The organism is Kerstersia gyiorum (genome assembly GCF_048595715.1).
Lineage (GTDB): Bacteria > Pseudomonadota > Gammaproteobacteria > Burkholderiales > Burkholderiaceae_B > Kerstersia > Kerstersia gyiorum.
This window is the reverse complement of sequence record NZ_CP169556.1, coordinates 1239812-1261616: the sequence shown is the minus strand read 5'-3', so window position 1 is coordinate 1261616 and position 21805 is coordinate 1239812. Positions and strand designations below refer to the sequence as shown.

15 protein-coding genes are annotated in these 21805 nt (G+C 63.4%); 9 read left to right on the top strand and 6 right to left on the bottom strand.

All coding sequences use genetic code 11. The features are described from left to right. Positions 1-73: 73 nt before the first annotated feature. Positions 74-388, bottom strand: coding sequence for a quaternary ammonium compound efflux SMR transporter SugE (gene sugE / locus ACEW7X_RS05515; protein ID WP_068369117.1), 315 nt, complete (start codon positions 386-388; stop codon positions 74-76). 411 nt (positions 389-799) lie between these two features. On the opposite strand from sugE, the gene ACEW7X_RS05510 reads away from it, so the two are divergent. Together ACEW7X_RS05510 and ACEW7X_RS05505 are read left to right on the top strand one after the other, a co-directional pair. After that, on the top strand, positions 800-1252 hold the full coding sequence (locus ACEW7X_RS05510) for a MarR family winged helix-turn-helix transcriptional regulator (protein WP_068369120.1): 453 nt from the start codon (positions 800-802) through the stop codon (positions 1250-1252). A gap of 11 nt (positions 1253-1263) precedes the next feature. Beyond that, positions 1264-3549 carry an ATP-binding cassette domain-containing protein gene (locus tag ACEW7X_RS05505; protein WP_420177715.1) on the top strand — a complete coding sequence of 762 codons (2286 nt, stop codon included), beginning with the start codon at positions 1264-1266 and terminating at the stop codon, positions 3547-3549. 238 nt (positions 3550-3787) lie between these two features. On the opposite strand, the gene ACEW7X_RS05500 is transcribed toward ACEW7X_RS05505, so the two are convergent. From ACEW7X_RS05500 to ACEW7X_RS05490, 3 genes are all read right to left on the bottom strand, one after another. After that, a complete protein-coding gene (locus tag ACEW7X_RS05500) occupies positions 3788-4807 on the bottom strand; it encodes a putative 2-aminoethylphosphonate ABC transporter substrate-binding protein (RefSeq protein WP_130486801.1) in 1020 nt (339 codons plus the stop codon). Positions 4808-4899: 92 nt separating this feature from the next. After that, a complete protein-coding gene (locus tag ACEW7X_RS05495; protein WP_127775560.1) occupies positions 4900-6564 on the bottom strand; it encodes a putative 2-aminoethylphosphonate ABC transporter permease subunit in 1665 nt (554 codons plus the stop codon). A gap of 132 nt (positions 6565-6696) precedes the next feature. Continuing rightward, positions 6697-7800 carry a putative 2-aminoethylphosphonate ABC transporter ATP-binding protein gene (locus tag ACEW7X_RS05490; RefSeq protein WP_068369123.1) on the bottom strand — a complete coding sequence of 368 codons (1104 nt, stop codon included), beginning with the start codon at positions 7798-7800 and terminating at the stop codon, positions 6697-6699. A 195-nt stretch (positions 7801-7995) separates the two neighbouring features. Between ACEW7X_RS05490 and ACEW7X_RS05485 the strand changes: the two genes are divergently transcribed. The 5 genes from ACEW7X_RS05485 (at position 7996) to ACEW7X_RS05465 (ending at position 16028) form a co-directional block, all read left to right on the top strand. Further along, positions 7996-8865 (top strand): LysR substrate-binding domain-containing protein, encoded by an 870-nt coding sequence (locus tag ACEW7X_RS05485; RefSeq protein WP_253103048.1) that lies wholly within the window; start codon positions 7996-7998, stop codon positions 8863-8865. A 290-nt stretch (positions 8866-9155) separates the two neighbouring features. Then, on the top strand, positions 9156-11153 hold the full coding sequence (locus ACEW7X_RS05480; protein WP_420177714.1) for a nucleotide pyrophosphatase: 1998 nt from the start codon (positions 9156-9158) through the stop codon (positions 11151-11153). A gap of 14 nt (positions 11154-11167) precedes the next feature. Continuing rightward, entirely contained in the window at positions 11168-11377 is a 210-nt protein-coding gene (locus ACEW7X_RS05475; protein ID WP_127773496.1) for a hypothetical protein, read from the top strand. A 29-nt stretch (positions 11378-11406) separates the two neighbouring features. Then, positions 11407-13584 (top strand): phosphocholine-specific phospholipase C, encoded by a 2178-nt coding sequence (locus ACEW7X_RS05470; RefSeq protein WP_068369467.1) that lies wholly within the window; start codon positions 11407-11409, stop codon positions 13582-13584. 251 nt (positions 13585-13835) lie between these two features. Then, the gene (locus tag ACEW7X_RS05465; protein ID WP_253103049.1) at positions 13836-16028 is read left to right on the top strand and encodes a phosphocholine-specific phospholipase C; all 2193 of its coding nucleotides are present in this window, start codon (positions 13836-13838) and stop codon (positions 16026-16028) included. A gap of 103 nt (positions 16029-16131) precedes the next feature. Here ACEW7X_RS05465 and ACEW7X_RS05460 read toward each other — a convergent pair whose 3' ends face one another. Next, positions 16132-17115 carry a DMT family transporter gene (locus ACEW7X_RS05460; RefSeq protein ID WP_130486797.1) on the bottom strand — a complete coding sequence of 328 codons (984 nt, stop codon included), beginning with the start codon at positions 17113-17115 and terminating at the stop codon, positions 16132-16134. A gap of 246 nt (positions 17116-17361) precedes the next feature. Here ACEW7X_RS05460 and htpX point away from each other — a divergent pair, with 246 nt between their 5' ends. Beyond that, positions 17362-18246, top strand: a complete 885-nt coding sequence (gene htpX, locus ACEW7X_RS05455; RefSeq protein WP_068369137.1) for a protease HtpX — start codon at positions 17362-17364, stop codon at positions 18244-18246. 138 nt (positions 18247-18384) lie between these two features. On the opposite strand, the gene polA is transcribed toward htpX, so the two are convergent. Next, positions 18385-21108: a DNA polymerase I gene (gene polA / locus ACEW7X_RS05450; RefSeq protein ID WP_068369139.1), complete on the bottom strand. Its 2724-nt coding sequence runs from the start codon at positions 21106-21108 to the stop codon at positions 18385-18387. Positions 21109-21163: 55 nt separating this feature from the next. On the opposite strand from polA, the gene ACEW7X_RS05445 reads away from it, so the two are divergent. Further along, positions 21164-21790, top strand: a complete 627-nt coding sequence (locus tag ACEW7X_RS05445; RefSeq protein WP_420177912.1) for a TIGR00730 family Rossman fold protein — start codon at positions 21164-21166, stop codon at positions 21788-21790. Positions 21791-21805 lie beyond the last annotated feature (15 nt).

Genomic DNA, 21805 nt, shown 5'->3' with positions numbered 1-21805 from the left:
CGCCATGCCGCACACGGCGACGCCGCCCCTATGCGTCGTCTCCGATAAAGGCTGGCACGCCGCTGGCATGTGTTTACGAGGACAGTTTCATCAGCACCAGGCCGCCCACGATCAGCCCTGCCGCCAGAATGCGCATCGGGCTGGCCACTTCGCCCAGCATGAGAATGCCGACGACAAAGGCGCCGACAGCGCCGATGCCTGTCCAGATGGTATAGGCCGTGCCCAGGGGAAGGGATTTCATCGCCACCGCCAGCAGACCGAAGCTGGCAATCATGGCAACAAGGGTGATGAATGAGTAATTGAGGCGGGTGAAGCCGTCCGACAGCTTCATCGTATAGGCCCAGATGACCTCGAGCAGACCCGCGACGACCAGATAAATCCAAGCCATATGGCTCTCCTGTATCAAAAGAGCCGGGTCGTCCCGGACGGCAGGGAAGCCCGCAGGCCGAGGTCGTCCTCAGCTTCTGATTATATCCGTGTTAACGCCCTGAGCGCAGAGGAACAAACCACTCCGCTGGCATCGTGCGCGCCGGCCCTGTGCAACTGCGCCATGCAGATGCGTTGCCTTGCCCGCGGTCGCTGCCGCGCTTTCCAATGGCTAGGCCGTATGCATCGCGGCAACGACGGCAGCCTCGCTGACAGGCGCAGTTGCTGGACTAAGGTGGAAGGTCGAGGCGCCTGTCCGCCAGAAATCCCGCTTTGCCTCCGAGCCAAAATTGATTTCCCAAAAGAAATTAAATATGTAGAATAAAGGCATATTTAACCGAATAAGATTGCCTTCAAGAAATCTATAAGCGCCATGCCCACCCTAACTCAATCCACCGAAGAACCCGGAGCATTGGAGAATGCGCTCTCACACCTCCAATGCATCCTTGTCGCGCGGCGCACCCGCTATACCCCGGAGGCGGTGAGCTGGGCCCAGTACGACATTCTTGAACTCCTGCGCTTGCAAGGCCCCATGACGCCGTCCCTGCTGGGTGAAAGACTGGGTGCAGCGCGCACGGGCATCTCCAAGTCGCTGCGCGTGCTCAAGGACCTCAACCTGGTGGAGCAGATACAGGGCGATGGCGATCGCCGCGCACAGGTCACCACGCTGACGCGCCAAGGGCGGGATTTCCTTGTGCGTGCGGCCACAGGCAGGCGTGATGCTGCACAGTGCGTCATGGCCACGCTGACGCCCGGCGAACAGGCCATGTTCACCGAACTCTGCGAGAAGGTCAGCGCGGCATTGGGCGCGCATGACGCCGAATAAGAGAGATGCTCATGCCCCCCTCACATTCCCCGTACCGCGACATGGAGATCATCGGGGCGCGTAACAACAATCTGCGCAACGTCACCTTGAGGATTCCCAAGCATTGCATCACGGTGTTCACCGGCGTGTCGGGTTCAGGCAAGTCATCATTGGTATTCGACACGATCGCCGCCGAATCCCAGCGCCAGCTCAATGAAAGCCACAGTGCCTTTGTCCGGCACCGGCTGCCGCATTACGGCCAGCCGCAGGCCGACGCCTTGCGCAATCTGCCAGCATCCATCGTTGTCGATCAAAAGCCCCTGGGCGGCAATGTCCGTTCAACGGTTGGAACGGCGACCGACATCCAGCCTTTGCTGCGATTGCTGTTCTCCCGTATCGGCGCGCCATTCGTAGGTTATTCCAATGTGTTCTCCTTCAATCACCCGCAAGGCATGTGCCCCAAATGCCAAGGGCTGGGCGTGGTGGACGAGCTGGACCTTGATCTCCTGTTTGACCGCAGCAAATCCCTGAACCAAGGAGCGATCCTGTTCCCCACATTTGCTCGCGACACGTTCCGCTGGAAGCGCTACGCCTGCTCCGGCCTGTTCGATTGCGACAAGCCCTTGGCCGACTACAGCCCGGACGAATGGCAGACCTTGTTATATGCAGACGATCTGACCGTGACCAACCCCCTGCCCGGATGGCCGGCATCGGCGCGATTTCAAGGTGTCGTGCCGCGCTTTCGGCGCGCCTATCTGGATCATGAACCCAGTCGCCTGACCCAGGCCGAACGCGACGGGCTCGCCCGCGTCATCACGCGCCAGCGGTGCCCGGATTGTGGCGGCGCACGCCTCAACCCAGGCATCCTGTCCTGCAAGATCAACGGGCTCTCCATCGCCGATTCTGCCAGCCTGGAGATTTCCGAGCTCCTGGAATTTATTTGGGCAATCCGCGCCGAACCCGTCGCAACAGTGCTGGCCGCCATCATCGAAAGGCTGGAGCAGATGCGTGCCATCGGCTTGGATTACCTTAACCTGGGCCGCGAGACCGCCAGCCTGTCGGGCGGCGAATCCCAGCGCGTGAAGATGGTCCGCCATCTGGGCAGCAGCCTGGCCGACATTGCCTATATCTTCGACGAGCCCAGCGTGGGGCTGCATCCGCGCGACGTCCACCAGCTCAACACCTTGCTGCGTGAACTGCGCGACAAGGGCAACACCGTGCTGGTGGTGGAGCACGACCCGGACGTCATAGGCATTGCCGATCATGTCGTGGACATGGGGCCGGGCGCCGGGACGGACGGCGGTCATGTGGTGTACCAGGGCGATGTGGCCGGCCTGCAGCAGGCCGACAGCTTGACGGGACGCTGCCTGCGGCGAGCAGTGCCCATACGGCGCGAGCCACGCCCCGCGATAGGGCAGATCACCTTGCAAGGCCTTTCGCTGCACAACCTGCACAATATCAGCGTCAGCATACCGACAGGCGTACTGACCGTCGTGACGGGCGTCGCCGGTTCCGGTAAAAGCACACTGGTCAACCGCCTGCTGCCCCGCCACTGCCCGCACGCCATCCTGATCGACCAGAAAGGTCTGGGAGGAACACGGCGTTCGTCCGTCGCAAGCTATATCGGCGTACTGGACGAGATTCGCGCGGGCTTTGCAAAGGCCAGCAACGAGCCGGCCAGTCTGTTCAGCAGCAACGCCCAGGGGGCTTGCCCAGCCTGCAAGGGACTGGGAGCCATCCAAACCGATCTGGCCTTCATGGACAGCGTGGAGACGCCCTGCGATGCCTGCGGCGCCACGGGATTCAACAAGACGGCGCGAGGGATCACCTGGATGGGCTGCAATATTGCCCAGGCGCTGGCCCTCTCGGTGGAACAAGCGCAGCGCCACTTCCTGCCCTGCCCGGCCATCGCCAGGCCATTGGATAGGCTCGCCAAGGTGGGATTGGGCTATCTATCGCTAGGACAGCGCTTGAGCACATTGTCCGGCGGCGAGCGCCAGCGCTTGAAATTGGCATCCAGATTGGCCGAGGAAGGCCAGTTGTATGTTTTCGATGAACCGACATCTGGCTTGCATATGTCCGATGTCGACCGGCTGCTTGCCATTTTCGATAGCCTCACACAGCGAGGCGCGACCGTCATCGTGGTCGAGCACAACCTGGATGTCATGGCCCATGCCGACTGGCTGATCGAGATGGGGCCTGGCGCAGGAAAACGAGGCGGAAGAATTATTTTCGCAGGCCCGCCCTCTGCCATGATGAACGCACCGGAATCAGTCACAGGGCCATTCCTTCGGCGCCATCTATCCGGGCGTATGTAAGGCTGGACATGGCGTTCAGGCAACTCTGCTATGCCGGATTCACACCGTCCGGCATGGGCGATGGCTTGTTTGCCATACCTGCATGGCGAGATCCGCAGGTTGTCCCGGTTCCGGCCCCGCATCCCCTACTGCCCCATACGCGCATACCGCCAAAGAAAAACGCGCAGCTGGCTGGCTGCGCGTTTTCATTCATGCTACCGCCCGCTTGCCAAGCCAGGCTGGCAACAGGATACGGTGCTTACTTCTTGGCTTCCGACTTGCCGTCGTAGCGGCGGGCCCATTCGGCCAGGATGCGCTCGCGGTTTTCAGCGGCCCAGGTGAAGTCGTTGTCGATCAGGCGCTCCTGGAAGTCAGCGGGCAGGCCCGGCAGTTCTGCCTTGACATCAGGGATAGCCAGCACAGCAAAGCCCTTCTTGTAAAGCTCGTTGGCTTCGCGCGAGGCCGAGAAGTCGGCCAGCTTCTTGGCGGCGTCCAGGTTCTTCGTGCCCTTGACGATGGCCATGGCTTCGATTTCCCAGCCCAGGCCTTCTTCCGGCAGCACGACTTCAACCGGTGCGCCGTCATCCTTCAGCTTGAGAGCGCGGTATTCAAAGGACACGCCGATCGGGTATTCGCCGGCAGCCGCCAGGTTGCAAGGCTTGGAACCCGAGTGAGTGTAGGTGCCGATATTCTTGTGCAGGGCGTCCATGAACTCCCAGCCTTGCTTCTCACCGAAGATCTGCAGCCAGGCGCTGACATCCAGGTAGCCGGTGCCCGAGGAATTCGGGTTGGGCATCACGACCTTGCCTTCATAGACCGGCTTGGTCAAATCCTTCCAGGTCTTGGGAACCGGCAGGTTGTGTTTGGCGGCCTCGACCGTGTTGAAACACAGTGCGGCGGCAAAGCCGTCCATGCCGACCCAGGCGGGCGGGTTGGCGCCGTCGCGCATCTTGGGAGCAATCTGCTCCAGGCCCTGGGGAGCATACGGTTCCAGCATGCCCTGCCCGGCCAGGACGCCCAGCGAGGAACCTGCCAGGCCCCAGATGGCATCGGCCTGGGGACGATCCTTCTCGGCCAGCAGCTTTGCCGTGATGATGCCGGTGGAATCACGCACCCACTGGATGCGGATGTCGGGGTTGGCCTCTTCGAACGCGGCCTGGTAGGCACGCAATTGGTCAGCCTCCAGCGCCGTGTAGACCGTCAGGGTCACGGGTGCGGCCTGGGCACCGAAAGCGGCAGCGGCCAGCGCCAGCGCGGCGGAAATGCGGAACTTGGACATGAGGATCTCCGGATACGACTTGCTTGCAGTTGTGCCGTGGCGGCCTGATGCCGGCAGCGGCTGGAAAAAGGAAGACGGGTAAAACATGGCCATCAATCGCCAGCTGGACGGCGCCAGGCCTGGGTGCGGGCCATCACGGCGCGGCTGGCGCCGTACAGCAGCAGCGATACGACGGCGCAGGTAATCATGATCAGGGTGCACATGGCGGCCGCAGCGCCAGGGAAACCGGCGTCATCCATGTTGAGAACGGCCACGGATGCCAGCACGGTATCGGGGCGGTAGAGGAACACCACGGCAGATACCGTCGTCATCGCAGAAACAAACAGATAGCGGGCCACGTCCAGCGCGGTCGGCAGGCTCATCGGGAACACGACCTTGAGCCCGGTACGCAGCCGGGCTACGCCCAGCGAGGCAGACACCGATTCGAACTCGCGGTCCAACTGCCCCAGCGCGGAAGTCGCAGCCAGGTGGGCGCTGGTATAGAAGTGCGCCACGGTGCACAGCACCAGCAGGCCCATCGTGCCGTACCAGCCATTGAGCGGATTGCCCGGATGGTTGAAGAAGAAGATGTATCCCAGGCCCAGCACCAGGCCGGGCACCGCCATCGGGATCAGCGCCGCGGCATGCAACAGCGCCACGCCGGAGCGCGCCAGCCGGCCCAGGGGCGCCAGGCGCTCTGTCAGCCATGCGCCCAGGAATACCGTGATGGTTCCCGCCAGCGCCGTCCAGAAGCCCAGTTGCACGCTGTTGCGCCAGGCCAGCCAGCCGCCGCCGTCCATATTCGCAAAGTCATAGGAACGCAGCGACAGCGACAGGTTGTATGGCCACATGCGGATGAAGGAAGCCCAGACCGCAGTACCGGCAATCAGCAGCAGGCCCAGGCAGATCACGACGGCCAGCATCAGGAATGCGTTGTCGCGCACCCGGGACGGCTGCGGCTGGTAGGGCTGGATGCGGCCATCCAGGAAGGAATGCTGGCGCCGGCGCAACCAGGTATCCACCGTGAACGTCAGGATGGCGGGAATCAGCAGCAGCATGGCGAATGCCGCGCCGCGCGGAAAATTCTGCTGCCCGACCACCGCCTTGTAGACCTCCACGGCCAGCACGTTGTAATCGCCGCCGACGACCTTGGGCACGCCGAAATCAGTGATGACCAGCGTGAAGGACAGGCAGCAGGCAGCGAAGATGGCATGGCGCGTTCCGGGCAGAGTCACGGTCATGAACGTGCGCCACGGCCCCGCCCCCATGGCACGCGCGGCGTCATGCAAACGGCCGTCCGACAGCGCCAGGCTGCTGGTCAGCACCATCAGGAGGTGGGGAAAGATATAGAAGGCCTCGCCAATGACGATGCCCCAGAAGCCATAGACCGTTCCTGCGCCCAGCCAGTCACGCAGCAGACCCTGATTGCCAGCCAGGTAGATCAGTGCGATACCGGGCAGCAGCGACGGCGCCAGCAAGGGAATGAGAGCGAGCGAACGCCACAGGCGCTTGGCCGGCATGCGCGTCTGCGCCAGGCCATAGGCAAAGGCATAGGCAGCCGGCACCGCCAGCAGGGTCGTGGTCAGCGCCACGGCCATGCTGCGCCAGAGCATCGAGCCAAAGCCGGGAATATCGAGCGCCTGTTGCAGCGGCGCCAGGCCGGCCCACTGGCCGTTGGTATCCTGCACGGCTCGCAGCAGCACAGCGCCGACCGGCAGCACGAGCGCAATCAGCATGAAGGCCAGCAAGGCCAGTTGCAGGCTGCTCAGGCCCAGCATTTCCAGGCGTGGCGACGAAGGCCGGCGGGCAAATGGAATGGGGGAAGGCGCCGCAGCAGGGGCGGCATCCGGGCGCTGCGCCACGTCCTGTTGCGGACCGGCTTGAATGATGGAAGATCCCACGCTCATGTCCTATGACTCGTAGGCGCGCAAGGCGGAAGGAGCAATACTCAGCCAGCAACGGCGCGCCGCCGTGCGGGCCAGCAACGCATCGCCCTGCTCGGCATTGACGAAGGCATGCAGATCGACGCCAGGCACGCCTTCCAGCGCCAGCCTCAAGCGGTACTGGCGCCCCAGGAAAATGCCGTCCTGGATCTCGGCGGCGAACACGTTGTCGCCGGACGGCAGCGTGCCGCCCGGCAGGATGCGGACCGCTTCGGGACGCGCGAACAGGCGCCCGCGCGGCAATTCCAGATCATTCGCGGTTTGCGCGGTCCAGCGGCCGATGGACACGCGCCCGTCGGTCAGCCGTTCGTACGGCAACCAGTTGGCTTCGCCGATGAAGCCCGCAATAAAGCTGGAGGCCGGGTGCCGGTACAGTTCACGCGGCGTGCCGACCTGTTCCAGGTTACCCCGGTTCATGACGGCAATGCGGTCGGCCATGGACATCGCTTCTTCCTGGTCGTGCGTCACCATGATGGTCGTCACCGACAGGCGGCGCTGCAGGCTGCGCAGTTCGCTGCGCAGGTGTTCGCGCACCTTGGCATCCAGCGCAGACATAGGCTCGTCGAGCAACAGCAGCATGGGCGCCGGTGCCAGGGCGCGCGCCAGGGCAACGCGCTGTTGCTGGCCGCCGGACAACTGGCCGGGATACTTGCGGCCCGAACCGGGCAGACCGACCAGATCCAGCATTTCCTCGACACGGCGCGCCACGGCATCCCGATCGCCATGGCGCGAGCTGAGCCCATAGGCCACGTTGGCGGCCACGGTCAGGTTGGGGAACAGCGCATAGGACTGGAACACAATGCCGTAGTTGCGTTCCTGGGGCGCGGCGCGGGAAATATCCCTACCTGCCAGCTTGAGACTGCCCTGGTCCTGGCGCGCCAGACCGGCGATCACCCGCAGCAACGTCGTTTTGCCGCAACCGGATGGTCCCAGCAGGCAAAGCATTTCACCTGCCGTAACATCCAGGGACACATCGTTGAGCACCCGCGTGGGTCCATAGGACAGACTGATGTCCCGCAGCGAAAGAAAGCTCGGCGGCGGTTCGTTCTGGGAATGTTTCGGCGTATTCATGAGGGTGCAGTATGGGCAGCCCAGGTGTAAAGAATGTGACACCAAATAGAAATACGCTGATAAGCCCATCGCATTTTTTCTTGCCGGACTGGCCCGATGGCGCTAGCCGGGCCGGAATCAGCGGCGCCAGCGCTACACTGTCGGCCAAACTGGCTGCATTTCCGCAGCCCTGGCACCGCCTTAGGGCCTGTAGACATGCTCATTACGGAACTCAAGTCTTTTTATGCCGTCGCCCGCGCCGGCAATGTCACGCGCGCCGCGCAACAGCTTGGCGTCAGCCAGCCGACGGTCACCGGCCAGTTGAAGTCGCTGGAAGCACGCTACGGACTGGAATTGTTCCACCGCCGCGGCCGGGCGCTGCAACTCAGCGAAGACGGCAGGCGGCTGCTGCCCATGGCCGAGCAACTGGTGCAAAAGGAACTGGAAATCGCCTTCCACCTGCGTGACGCCAGTGCGCTCAGCCACGGTTCTCTGCGGCTCGGACTGACCGGCCCCTACTACCTGATGCCCGTCATTGCGCGCTACCGCTCCCAGTTTCCCGGCATCTCGCTCAGCCTGAGCGTCGCCAACTCGCAATCGGTGCTGCAGGCGCTGCGCGACTACCAGTTGGAACTGGCCAGTTCCTCCGTGCGCGCCGAAGGCCCGGAGCTGCATCGCGTCACCCTGGCGCGCGACGACCTGCGCCTGGCCGTGCGGCGCGACCACCGCCTGGCGCGGCGCGGCAACGTACATCTGGCCGATATGGCGCCGGAAACGCTGCTGCAGCGCGAACCGGGCTCCATGACACGCAAGGTATCCGAGCGCCTGCTGGAACGCGCTGGCGTGCAGCCGGCGGAGATCCTGGAAATTGCCAATCGCGAAGCCATCATCCAGGCAGTCGTGCACGGCCTGGGCTGCTGCCTGATCCCGGCGCACGAAGCGCCGCCCCATCCGGATCTGGTCTGTCTGGATATCGCCGATGCCGATATCCAGACCGAGGAATACCTGTACTGCCTCAAGGAACGCATGCAGGTGCAGAGCATCGCGCGCTTCCTGGAACTGGTCACGCCGCTGCCCGATCACTGAGCCTGACTGGCCAGCTATCGCCAGTCGTGGCGCTCAGGCTGCGGCGCTGCCGGTTCAGACAGCTGGAAATGTTGCATTTCCACGACAGTCATATGATACGGCCAGTTGCCCGGCAATGGCCTGGCAAGCGCCCTCTCCCCTCTGCCTGGCCTGCACCAGGAGGCCATAGCCACAAAATCCCGATCAGATGATCGGGATTTTTGTTTGTCCCGTCATGGGGGCTTCATCCCCAGGGGCGAGCATTGCTCCCCGTACAGGCCTTTCTCGGGTCTGTGATTGGAGATGACGAAATGCCCCTCGCACACATGAAGAAGCTGGTTTACTGCCTGGTCGCCGCGTTCGCGCTGGCGGGTTGCGGTTCCAGCAACGATTCGGACCCCGCCCAGCCTACCGACCCGGAAACGCCGCAAGAGCCGCGCCAGCCCAAGACCCTGGTCATCGGCATGGACGGCGTACGCTACGACGCCTTGCTGGCCGGGATCGAGCAGAATCGCCTGCCCAATCTGGCGTCGCTGACGCTGAGCCGCGCCTGGACCGGTGGCACCCTGGAAACCGGCACGCAGCAACCCACGCTGCTCACCCCGGGTTGGGCCACGCTGCTGACGGGCTCCTGGGCCACCGTGCATGAGGTGCGATCCGACGCCCAGAACCAGCAAAGCCGCGCCACCACCCTGTTCGAACAGGTCAAGAACACCCTGCCCGGCAGCAAGACCGGCAGCGCCGTGCACAGCGCCAGCCTGGCCAGCCTGCTGAGCGCCGAGCGCAGCGCGGGCTACCTGGATACACTCACGGACTGCGCGCAGATCGACGCCTGTGTTACCGATGCCGCCGGCCAGATGATTTCCTCCGGCTACGATGTCGTGCTGGCCCAGTTCGCCGCGCCGCTGGCCAATCTGCGCGGCCCGGCCAGCAGCGCCACCTACAAGGCCACTGTCGAGCAGACCGACAAGGCGCTGGGCAGCTTGCTGGACGCCGTGCGCGAACGCCAGCGCCAGCACAGCGGCGAAGACTGGCAAGTCATCGTGACCTCGGCTGCCGGCCTGGGGGACGGCGGCAATTACGATGGCCTGCCGCGCACCAGCAGCAAGACCACCTTCTACGCCACCAGCCTGCCCACCATCCTGGGTGCTGACCAGCAGGCCGTGGACCTGAATGCCGCCTGGGACAACGCCTGGGAAACTCTGCCGTCGGCAGCCGACCTCGCGCCTACCGTCCTGGCCCACCTCGATGCCGCCAGCGGCATGCCTGCCCTGTCGGGCAGCAACCTTGCCGCGCCGGGTGCGCTGCGCCGCCCCCGCGCCACGCCGGCGGAAGACTACAAGAGCGTCACCATCTCCTGGACGACCGTAGGCCAGCCCGCCGGCAATGTCACCCTCCTGCGCGACGGCGAAGTGCTGGCCACGCTCGAGTCCGGCACCAGCGAGTACACCGACGACAGCTTCGCCTTCGAGGAAGATGGCCTGCATACCTTGAACTACGAAATCCGCGCCGACGACAGCTCGCTGTCCATCAGCACGCAGATTCCGTACACCAAGCCCGTGCTGCTCATGCCCAGCCTGAAGGTAGGCGTGCTGATGCATTACTCGTTCGACCAGAACATCAACGACATCGGCGGCCAGACCCAGATCGTGCCGTTCGATGGTTCACAGCAACCGGTGTTCCTGGATGACGGCCCCTTCGGCAAGGCTTTCCGTGCCGAGCGCAAGGACCGCCGCAGCGAGAACATCAATCTGGGCGGCTACAAGCTCGAATACCCGGCCGGCAGCCTGGACTCGCTGGATGCCGTCACCATCGGCCTGTGGTACCGCTCCAAGGGCGATGCCAACGACAAGCCCATCGTCGCGAACAAGGACTACAACAGTGGCGGCAACGCCGGCATCACCATCGCCCAGTGGAACGGCAATGAAGTCCGCTTCAACATCGGCGGCAGCGGCCGCGCCGACCTGAACGGCTTCTACTTCACGCCCAACGAATGGGCTTACCTGCTGTTCAGCATCGACAAGACCAGCAAGAAAATGACGGCAGCGGTCTTTGACCCGACCAACGGCCTGAGCGTGCGCTCGACGTCCACCGGCGCGGTCGACCTGAGCAAGCTGGCGGGTGTCCTGGGCGCCCACTTCGGCCTGAACGAAGACGGCAAGGGTACCTACAACGTGCTGGGCAGCTATGAAAAAGGCGCCTACACCATGGACTTCTCCGACCTGACGTTCTGGGGCCGCGCCCTGAGCGAGGAAGAAATCCGTTCCCTGGCCCTGTCCGGCAAATCCGTGCGCGAACTCCTGCAATAAAGCGAGCAAAGATCATGACCCTCTCTACCCACACTCCTGCCTGGCTGCGCCGGGTTCCCATGGCACTGGCTTCCGCGGCACTGATCACCCTGCTGGCCGCCTGCGGCGGTGGCGGCAGCGACGACGATAACGGCAATGGCAATGGCAACGGCGGCGACCCCGAAACGCCCACCAACCCCACCGATCCGGAAACGCCGCGCCCCGAACTGCGTTGCGCCCCCTGAGCGAGCGGCCACAGCTGAATACGATGACCATGGCAAAGAACAACGCCCCCACTTCCGCTCCCAAGCGGCACTTCCTGCGCAGCGCCCTGTACGGCGCAGGCGGCAGCGCGGCCCTGGCCGCCTTCCCGCCCGCGATCCGCAAGGCGCTGGCCATTCCGGCCAACAACCGCACCGGCACCATCAATGACGTCGAATACGTCGTCATCCTGATGCAGGAAAACCGGTCTTTCGACAACTACTTCGGCACGCTTCCCGGCGTGCGCGGCTTTGCCGACCGCATCACCATTCCGCTGCCCGAAGGCCGCAGCGTCTGGGAGCAGTCCAATGGCAGCCGCATCGTCCTGCCTTATCACCTGAATAGCGAGCAAGGCAACGCCCAGCGCGTCAGCGGCACGCCGCACAACTACCCGGATGCCCAGAAGGCCTGGGACAGCGGCCGCATGGAACAATGGCCACGTCACAAGACCAACACCTCCATGGGTTACTTCAAGGAACAGGAAGTTGCGTTCCAGGTTGCCCTGGCCGATGCCTTCACGATCTGTGATGCCTATCACTGTTCCACCCACGGCGGCACCAACACCAACCGCCTGTTCCTGTGGACCGGCACCAACGATCCGCAAGGCACGCACGGCGGCCCCTCGACCCAGAACCAGGACGACTCGCTGGGTTCATCCAGCAGCGGCTGGACCTGGACCACCTACCCCGAGCGCCTGCAGGAAGCGGGCGTCAGCTGGAAGCTCTACCAGAACCTGCCGGACAACTTCACCGACAACTCGCTGGCCGGTTTCCGCCAGTACCGCCGTGCCAATGAGCAGCACGGCAACCAGAGCAACGGCAGCCCCTACCCCGCCTGGGAACCCGCCTTCGACGCGGCCAACCCGCTCTACAAGGGTGTGGCCAACACCATGCCCGATGGCGGCTTCCTGCAATCCCTGCGCGACGACGTCGCCAACGGCACGCTGCCGCAGGTATCCTGGATCGTCGCGCCGGCCACGTATTCCGAACACCCCGGGCCTTCCAGCCCGATCCAGGGCGCGTGGTATATCTCCGAAGTCCTGGATGCGCTGACCGCCAACCCCGAGGTATGGAGCAAGACCGTCCTGCTCATCAACTTCGACGAGAACGATGGCTTCTTCGACCACGTGCCGCCGCCTGCGGCGCCTTCCATGGATGCCGACGGCAACCTGATCGGCGATACCACCGTGGATTCCACGCTGGACCACCACCTGGTCGCGTCGCGCCAGGATGGCCCGGACGGCAAGGTCTACGGCCCCGGCCCGCGCGTGCCCATGTATGTCGTGTCGCCCTGGAGCCGCGGCGGCTGGGTCAACTCCCAGGCATTCGACCACACTTCCGTGCTGCGCTTCCTGGAAGCACGCTTCGGTGTGCCGGAAACCAATATCAGCCCGTGGCGTCGCGCCGTGCTGGGTGACTTGAGCAGCTGCTTTGATTTCTCCACTCCCAACAACGGCCCGCTACCGGAACTGGTCAAGCTGGAAAAGCAGGCAGTCGATCAAATTCGCGCCGCCCAGGGCAGTCTGTCCCAGGTGCCCGTGCCCAGCGTCAACAACCAATCGCTACCGGTACAACCGCTGGCCATCCGCCCGTCGCGCGCGCTGCCCTATGAAATGCACACCAGCGCCCGCGCCGATGTCTCGGCTGGCGGCATCTGGCTGATGTTCTCCAACACAGGCACCCAGGCCGGCGTCTTCCACGTTTATGACAAGCTGCACCTGGATCGCGTGCCGCGTCGCTACACCGTGGAACCGGGCAAACAGCTCAACGGCTTCTGGAATACGGTGGAACAGGACAGTGGCGCCTACGACCTCTGGGTGCTGGGCCCCAACGGCTTCCATCGCCACTTCCAGGGCAATGTGAACGAACTGGCGCTGCCTGAGGCCGTCAACCCGGAAGTCCGTGTGTGCTACGACATCGCCAACGGTAATGTCTATCTGCAAGTCCTCAACCGCGGCAACACCGATTTCCGCGCACGCATCCAGGCCAATGCCTATTTCGCCGATGCGTCGTGGGAGCTGGACGTCGCTGCGCTGAGCCTGGCAGAGCAGCATTGGGACCTGTCGGACTGCGGCCACTGGTATGACTTCACGGTCACCGTGGATGGCGCCGCCGGCTGGAGCCGCCGCTACGCCGGCCGTGTCGAAACCGGCCGCGACGCCATCAGCGACCCGGCCATGGGCCACGCCTGATCCGCCAGCCCATCCCTTCAAAGTTTATTCGTCCCCTTCCGCCGTCGCCCGAAAGGCACCCGCCAAACTGGCGGCGGCGGCTTTGCAGGCAGCCTCCCGTCCCCTCTGGCCGGGCTGGCTGCCTGCTTTTTTTATTCTGGCACATTGAAAAATACTTGATTAGACGATCAGGATTTTTGCCTTCGCCGTCATGCCTGCTTCACCCGTGACGCCGACCATATGCCCTGACTCCAGACCTTTGCGACGAAACGATGAAACACGAAGCATCCCAGGCATTCTCCCGCCACAAGCGCAGCTTCCTGCGCAACACGCTGTATGGTGCGGGCGGCAGCGCCGCCCTGGCCGCCTTTCCCCCCGCCATCCGCAAGGCGCTGGCCATTCCGGCCAACAACCGCACCGGCACCATCCGCGACGTCGAGCACGTGGTCATCCTGATGCAGGAAAACCGCTCCTTCGACCACTACTTCGGCACGCTTCCCGGCGTGCGCGGCTTTGCCGACCGCATCACCATTCCGCTGCCCGAAGGCCGCAGCGTCTGGGAACAGTCCAACGGCAAGCGCATCGTCATGCCCTATCACCTGGACAGCGAGAAAGGCAATGCCCAGCGCGTACTGGGCACACCGCACGATTACCCGGATGCCCAAAAGGCCTGGGACGGCGGACGCATGACGCAATGGCCAGCCGAGAAAACCGACCGTTCCATGGGCTATTACCAGGAGCAGGAAGTCGAATTCCAGGCTGCCCTGGCCGACGCCTTCACAATTTGCGACGCCTACCATTGCGCCTTCCACGGCGGCACCAACACCAACCGCCTGTTTCACTGGAGCGGCACCAACGACCCCTACGGCCAGGGCAATGGCCCATCCACCCGCAACCGTTTCGATTCGCTGGACTCCCCGCGCAGCGGCTGGACCTGGAAAACCTATCCCGAACGGCTGCAGGAAGCCGGTGTCAGCTGGAAGCTCTACCAGAACCTGCCGGACAACTTCACCGACAACCCGCTGGCTGGATTCCAGCAGTACCGCCAGGCCAACAAGGACCATGGCAACCTGAACGGCGGCCTTCCCTACCCCGCCTGGCAGCCTGCCTTCGACGCCGGCAATCCGCTCTACAAGGGCGTGGCCAACACCATGCCCGACGGCGGATTCCTGCAATCCCTGCGTGAGGATATCGCCAGCGGCATGCTGCCCCAGGTATCGTGGATCGTCGCCCCCGCGTTCTATTCCGAACACCCCTTGCCTTCCAGTCCGATCCAGGGCGCCTGGTACATCTCTGAAGTCCTGGATGCCCTGACCGCCAACCCTGAGGTATGGAGCAAGACCGTCCTGATCATCAACTTCGACGAGAACGACGGTTTCTTCGACCACGTGCCTTCCCCCGCCGCGCCCTCATTGAACCCGGATGGCAGCGTGGCCGGCGACTCGACTGAAGATACCTCCGCCGAATACCACCGCGTCGACTCCGCGCACGACAAGGCCGATGGCAAAGTCTACGGCCCAGGCCCGCGCGTACCCATGTATGTCGTATCGCCCTGGAGCCGTGGTGGCTGGGTAAACTCTCAGGCCTTCGACCACACTTCCGTGCTGCGCTTCCTGGAAGCACGCTTCGGCGTTGCCGAAAGCAACATCAGCCCGTGGCGCCGCGCCGTCATGGGCGACCTGAGCGGCTGCTTTGATTTCAGCAGCCCCAATACCGGCCCCCTGCCGGAACTGGTGAAACTGGAAAAAGAAGCAGCCGACCGCATTCGCCTGTCGCAGGCGCTAAAACTGCCGGTTCCCGTGCCATCGGTCAGTGCGCAGTCGGCACCGGTACAACCGCTGGCCATCCGGCCATCGCGCGCGCTGCCCTATGAAATGCATACCAGCGCCAGGGCTGAACCTGCCGCCGGCGGCATCTGGCTGCTGTTCTCCAATACCGGTACCCAGGCCGGCGTCTTCCACGTTTATGACAAGCTGCACCTGGATCGCGTGCCGCGCCGCTATACCGTGGGCGCAAACCGGCAGCTCAACGGTTTCTGGAATACCGTGGACCAGGACAACGGCCGCTACGACCTCTGGGTACTGGGCCCCAACGGCTTCCACCGCCATTTCCAGGGCAATACCAACCAGCAGATGCTGCCCGGCGTGGCGGCGCCGGAGATTCGTGTCTGCTACGACATCGCCAGCGGCGACGTCTACCTGGAATTGCTCAACCGGGGCAGTGAACCGTATCGCGCAACCGTGCGCGCCAATGCCTATCTCGGAGACGAAGCCACGCGGGAAATCGACGTTCCCGCCGGGGACACACCCGCGCAACTGCACTGGGACTTGTCAGGCTGTGGCCACTGGTATGACTTCAGCGTCACCGTGGAAGGCCTGGAAGGCTGGACGCGACGTTTTGCCGGCCGGGTGGAAACGGGCAAGGATGCCATCAGCGATCCCGCCATGGGCCATGCCGGGGAATAACAGCAGGCGGTGACAGGACGGACGCCAGGCAAGGCCGGCGATCCGTCTGCCTGTTGCCCGGCGCAGCGGCCCAAGCCAGCACCCAGCCAGCAAGCCAGCCAGTTTAAGGCGCGGACACTCGCGCCGCCGGTGCGCCCGGCTCTGCCTCGGCAATCGACACCGTGGACGTTTCCACGACCTCCGCCGCCAGCGCTGCGGCAGCGGAGGCCTCGGCTTCGGCATCGGCCCGGGCCAGGGCCCGCTTGCTTTCCACCATGGTGCGCCAAGCCGACAGCAAGCCGGCGGCAATGATGCCCAGCATACCGGCCCAGGCCATGGCATCCGGAACGTCATGCCACAGCGCCATGCCAGTCAAGGCGGAAAAAATGATCGTGGTGTATTGCAGGGCTGCCGTCAGCAATGCAGCGCCCGCGCCGAAGGCGCGCGTCATGGCCAATTGCCCGACCAGTCCGCTGCTGCCGACCCCCAGCAGCATCAACCAGCCCTTCCAGTCGGTTTCACCCCAGCCGGTGATCCAGAACCCGACTACGCTGCTCAGGCACACCGCACAGGAAAAAAACAGCACAGTACGCCATTCAGCCTCCCCTTCCCGGCCCAACTGGCGGATCTGCAACATGGCGATGGCCGCCAGTGCACCAGAGGCCATGCCGGCGCCAGCGGCCACCAACTGTTGTGGCCCGATGCTGGGGCGCAACACCGCCAAGACGCCCACGAAGCCCAGCAGCACTGCCACTATCCGCATCCAGTCGCGGCTCTTGCCATCCGATACCATCAGGAATACGGCAATGAACAGCGGTGCGGTGTAGCTGAGGCTGGTCGCCGTGGCCAATGGCAATTGCGACAGCGCATAGAACCCCAACCACATGGAGGTCACCCCGGCGAGATTGCGCAGGATATGCGGCTTCCAGCGCTTGGGAGCAATGCTGTAGTGATTGATGTTGGCCCAGATCAACAGAAAGACCACCGAGGGCAGCCCACGCAGCAGCACAACCTGGGCCAGTGATGCGCCATGTTCCGAGGACAGTTTGACGAACGCCCCCATCAGGGCAAACATGGCCGAGGCCAGCAGCATCCACAAGGCCTGCATATTGCGGCGTAATCCAGAAAAATGAGGGGCAGCGGCCCTAAAAATGCGACATATGACCATTGCAAAATGGCATAACGACCCTACTATACTCTTGCTCCGTGTCGAGCGTGAAGCACTCCGATCCAGGAAACGGCGCATGGCTGCCATCGCGCCACAGATGCCCTACCGCCACGCCACGGAACACCTCCAGCCGTAACAGGTCCAACGCGGGAACCTGTCCGACTCAAGCAAAACAGAAAACATGCCATGAAACGAATCGCTCTATTCCTCCTGACCAACCTGGCGGTCATCGTCGTGCTCAGCATCACCTTGCGCTTGCTGGGCGTAGACCGCTACATGACTCAGCAAGGCCTGGATTTCGGCGCGCTGCTGGTCTTTTCGCTGGTTGTCGGCTTCACCGGCGCCATCATTTCGCTGCTGATCAGCAAGCCCATGGCCAAATTCAGCACTGGCGCGCGCGTCATCGACCCGATGGCCCCTGCCAACGGCCGCGAGGCATGGCTGGTCGAAACCGTGCACCAACTGGCTGACCGAGCCGGCATCGGCCGCCCCGAGGTCGCCATCTACGAGGGCGCACCGAATGCCTTCGCCACTGGCGCATTCCGCAACGACTCCCTGGTCGCCGTATCCACCGGCCTGCTGCAAAGCATGACGGAAGAAGAAGTCGCGGCCGTGCTGGCCCATGAAGTCGCGCATATTGCCAATGGCGACATGGTGACGCTGACCCTGATTCAGGGCGTGGTCAATACTTTCGTGGTTTTCTTCGCCCGCATCGTGGCCTATTTCGTGGACCGCGTGTTGCTGAAGAATGACCGAGAGGGTGGCGGCATCGGTTATTTCGCCACCACCATCGTCTGTGAGATCCTGTTCGGCATCCTGGCCTCTATCATCGTGGCCTGGTTCTCGCGCCAACGCGAATTCCGTGCCGACGCTGGTTCCGCCCGCCTGCTGGGCGGACGCGAACCCATGATTCGTGCGCTGCGCCGCCTGGGCGGCGTCGAGGCTGGTGAATTGCCCAAGAACTTCGAAGCTTCGGGTATCACTGGCGGCAAGGGCATCGCTGCCCTGTTCGCCACCCACCCGCCCATCCCCGAGCGGATCGAGGCCCTGCAACAAAACAACCAACCCTGACGCAACTGTCCTGGCGCCAGAACTTGCAAAAAAGCCGGTTCCCCGCTTTTTTGGGGACCCGGCTTTTTCATATGCAGCGGCCAGGCGATGAGCAGGCACGACAAGGCCAGACACACGCCTGGCCCCAGGCACGAAGACTCAGTGCGCGTGTTCCCAATCCTGCCCGGCGCCCACTTCGGCCACCAGCGGCACGGCCAGCGTCGCCACATCGCACATCAGGCCCGGCAATTGCTGGCGCACCCGCTCCAGTTCGGCCTCAGGCACTTCCAGCACCAGTTCGTCATGCACCTGCATGATCAGCAGGCTGTCGAGCTTTTCCTGAACCAGCCAATCCTGTACCGCAACCATCGCCTTCTTGATCAGGTCTGCCGCAGTGCCTTGCATGGGCGCATTGATGGCCGCCCGTTCGGCAGCCTGACGACGTGGACCAGAGCCGCCACGAATTTCCGGCAGCCAAAGACGGCGGCCGAACACCGTTTCCACATAACCCTGTTCACGCGCCTGCTGGCGGATTTCGTCCATGTAGCGGGCGACACCGGGATAGCGATGGAAATAGCGGTCGATATACGATTGCGCGGCGTCGCGGGTAATACCCAGGTTGCCCGCCAGCCCGAAGGCGCTCATGCCATAGATCAGGCCAAAATTGATCGCCTTGGCGGCGCGCCGCTGCTCGGCCGACACCGCTTCGAGCGGCACCCCGAACACTTCCGAGGCCGTGGCACGGTGAATGTCCTTGCCGTCGGCAAACGCCTGCTGCAGGTTCTTGTCGCCAGAAATATGCGCCATGACGCGCAATTCGATCTGTGAATAGTCAGCCGACAGAATGACGCGCCCGGCCGGCGCGATGAACGCCCGCCGCACCCGCCGTCCGGCTTCGGTACGCACGGGAATATTCTGCAGGTTGGGGTCGGACGAGGCCAACCTGCCTGTGATGACGGCAGCCTGGGCATAGTTGGTATGCACACGCCCGGTGGCCGGGTTGATCATGCGCGGCAACTTGTCGGTGTAGGTGGATTTCAGCTTGGCCAGGCCACGGTATTCCAGCAGCACTTGCGGCAGCGGATAGTCCTGCGCCAGCTTGGTCAGCACTTCTTCGTCCGTCGACGGGGCGCCGCCTGCCGTCTTGCGCACCACGGGCAGTTGCATGCGGCCAAACAGGATTTCCCCCAGTTGCTTGGGTGAGTTGAGGTTGAACGGCTGGCCGGCAATTTCATAGGCCCGCTGCTCGAGCGTCACCAGTTGCTGGCCGATTTCGTGGCTCTGGCGCCCCAGTTCGGCGGCGTCTATCAGCACACCGTTGCGCTCCACCTGCCACAACACGTGGAACACCAGCATTTCCAGTTCGTAGATGGCCAACAGGCCCTTCTGCTCGCACACCTTCGGATACAGCGCTTCATGCAGGGCGTAAGTGAAATCCGCATCTTCGCTGGCATAGTGCGCGGCCTGTTCCAGCGGCACCTCGTCGAAACCGATCTGCTTGGCACCTTTGCCGCACAGGTCTTCGTAGGCCACGCCCGAACGTCCCAGCCAGCGCTGCGCCAGCTCGTTCATGCCGACGCTGCGATGTGATTCCAGCGCATAGGCCTGCAGCATGGTGTCGTGCCTGACGCCCAGCAAGCGGACGCCTTCATTGGCCAGCACATGGGTATCGTACTTGGCATGGTGCAGCAGCTTGGCCTTGGACGGGTCTTCCAGCCAGGGACGCAGAGCACCGAGCACCTGTGCCAACGGCAATTGTTCAGGTTGGTCAGGGCCTCGGTGCGCCACCGGAATGTAGCAAGCCTGGCCCGGCCGCACCGCCAGCGAAAGACCAACCAGCCGGGCCTGCATCGCATCCAGCGAGGTGGTTTCCGTGTCCAGGGCCACCAGTTCCGCCTGGTTGATGCGGTCCACCCAGGCCTGCAACTGCTCGGGCGTCGTCACGGTTTCGTACTCGGCCTGCACGGCGGACGGGGCCACCGATTCAACGGCAATGCGGCTATCACCCTCCGGAATGCGTGCCTGGTCGCCGCTGAGGTCGCGCAGCCAGGTACGGAACCCGTAGCGGTCATACAGGGAGATCAGCTTGTCGGTATCCGGCGCACGCATTTTCAGCGCGTCCAGGCTGGCGATGGCCGGGTCCAGCGCACAATCCGTTTTCACCGTCAGCAGTTCTCGGGTCATGCCGAACTGGTCGATGGCCTGCCGCAGGTTCTCGCCGGCCACGCCTTTGATCGTGGCCGCCGCTGCAACCAGCCCGGCGATGTCGCCATGCGCGTCCAGCCACTTCACGGCCGTCTTGGGCCCGACCTTGGTCACGCCCGGCACGTTGTCGACGGTATCGCCGATCAGCATCAGGTAATCGACGATGTGGTCTGGATCGACGCCGAACTTCTGCTTCACGCCTTCCGGGTCCAGCACTTCGCCGCTCATGGTGTTGACCAGCGTGACCTTGGGCGTCACCAACTGCGCCAGGTCTTTGTCACCAGTTGAAACCACCACATCCATGCCGGCCTGCTCACCCTGCAAGGCCAGCGTGCCGATCACGTCATCGGCTTCGACGCCCCCTATGCTGAGCACCGGCCAGCCCAGCGCCCGCACGGTTTCGTGAATCGCCTCGATCTGGGCGGCGAGGTCCTCCGGCATGGAAGGACGCTGCGCCTTGTACTCGGGATAAAGGTCGTCGCGGAAGGTTTTTCCTTTCGCATCGAATATACAAGCCGCATAATCCGCCTGATAATCCTGAGTCAACCGCCGCAGCATATTGATCACCCCATACAATGCCCCTGTGGGCTCGCCCTGGGCGTTGCGCAGATCCGGCATGGCGTGATAGGCGCGGTAGAGATAGCTCGATCCATCGACCAGCAACAAGGTTTTATTCATGACCACTCAAAAAAAACAGACGGCTACACCGGTCGGCCGGCAAACACCCGGCATTATGTCAGAGATAGAAACAGCAGCTGAAGCCCTGGCCCACGTAGGGCCGGCTGTCAGCATTTTTGGCAGTGCCCGCATTCACCGGGACTCCTCCTACTATGCCATGGCCGAAGATATCAGCCAGCGGCTGGCCAAGGCGGGTTTCGCCATTATCGCCGGTGGCGGCCCCGGCATCATGGAAGCCGCAAACAAAGGCGCCATCGAAGCCAATGGCACCAGTATCGGCCTGAACATCGTGCTGCCGCATGAGCAGCATCACAACGGCTACCAGACCATCGCGCTGACCTTCGAGTATTTCAACTCGCGCAAGGCCACGTTTTTCATGCATAGCGCCGCATATATCACGCTGCCCGGCGGCTTTGGCACGCTTGACGAATTGTTCGAGGCCCTGACGCTGATCCAGACCAACAAGATCCCCAAGGGCCCGATCGTGCTGATGGGCAGCGAATACTGGGCCGGCATGATCGAATGGGTCCGCACCAAGATGGTGGAAACCGGCACCATCCGCCAGGAAGAAGCCGATCTGCTGTTCTTGGCCGACGACCCGGAACAGGTAGTCAAGCACATCACCGAATGCTGCAACTGCCTGCCTTCCAGCGTCGACTACGCCCCGACCATGCCCACCTGAGAGGCCCTGCCGCCG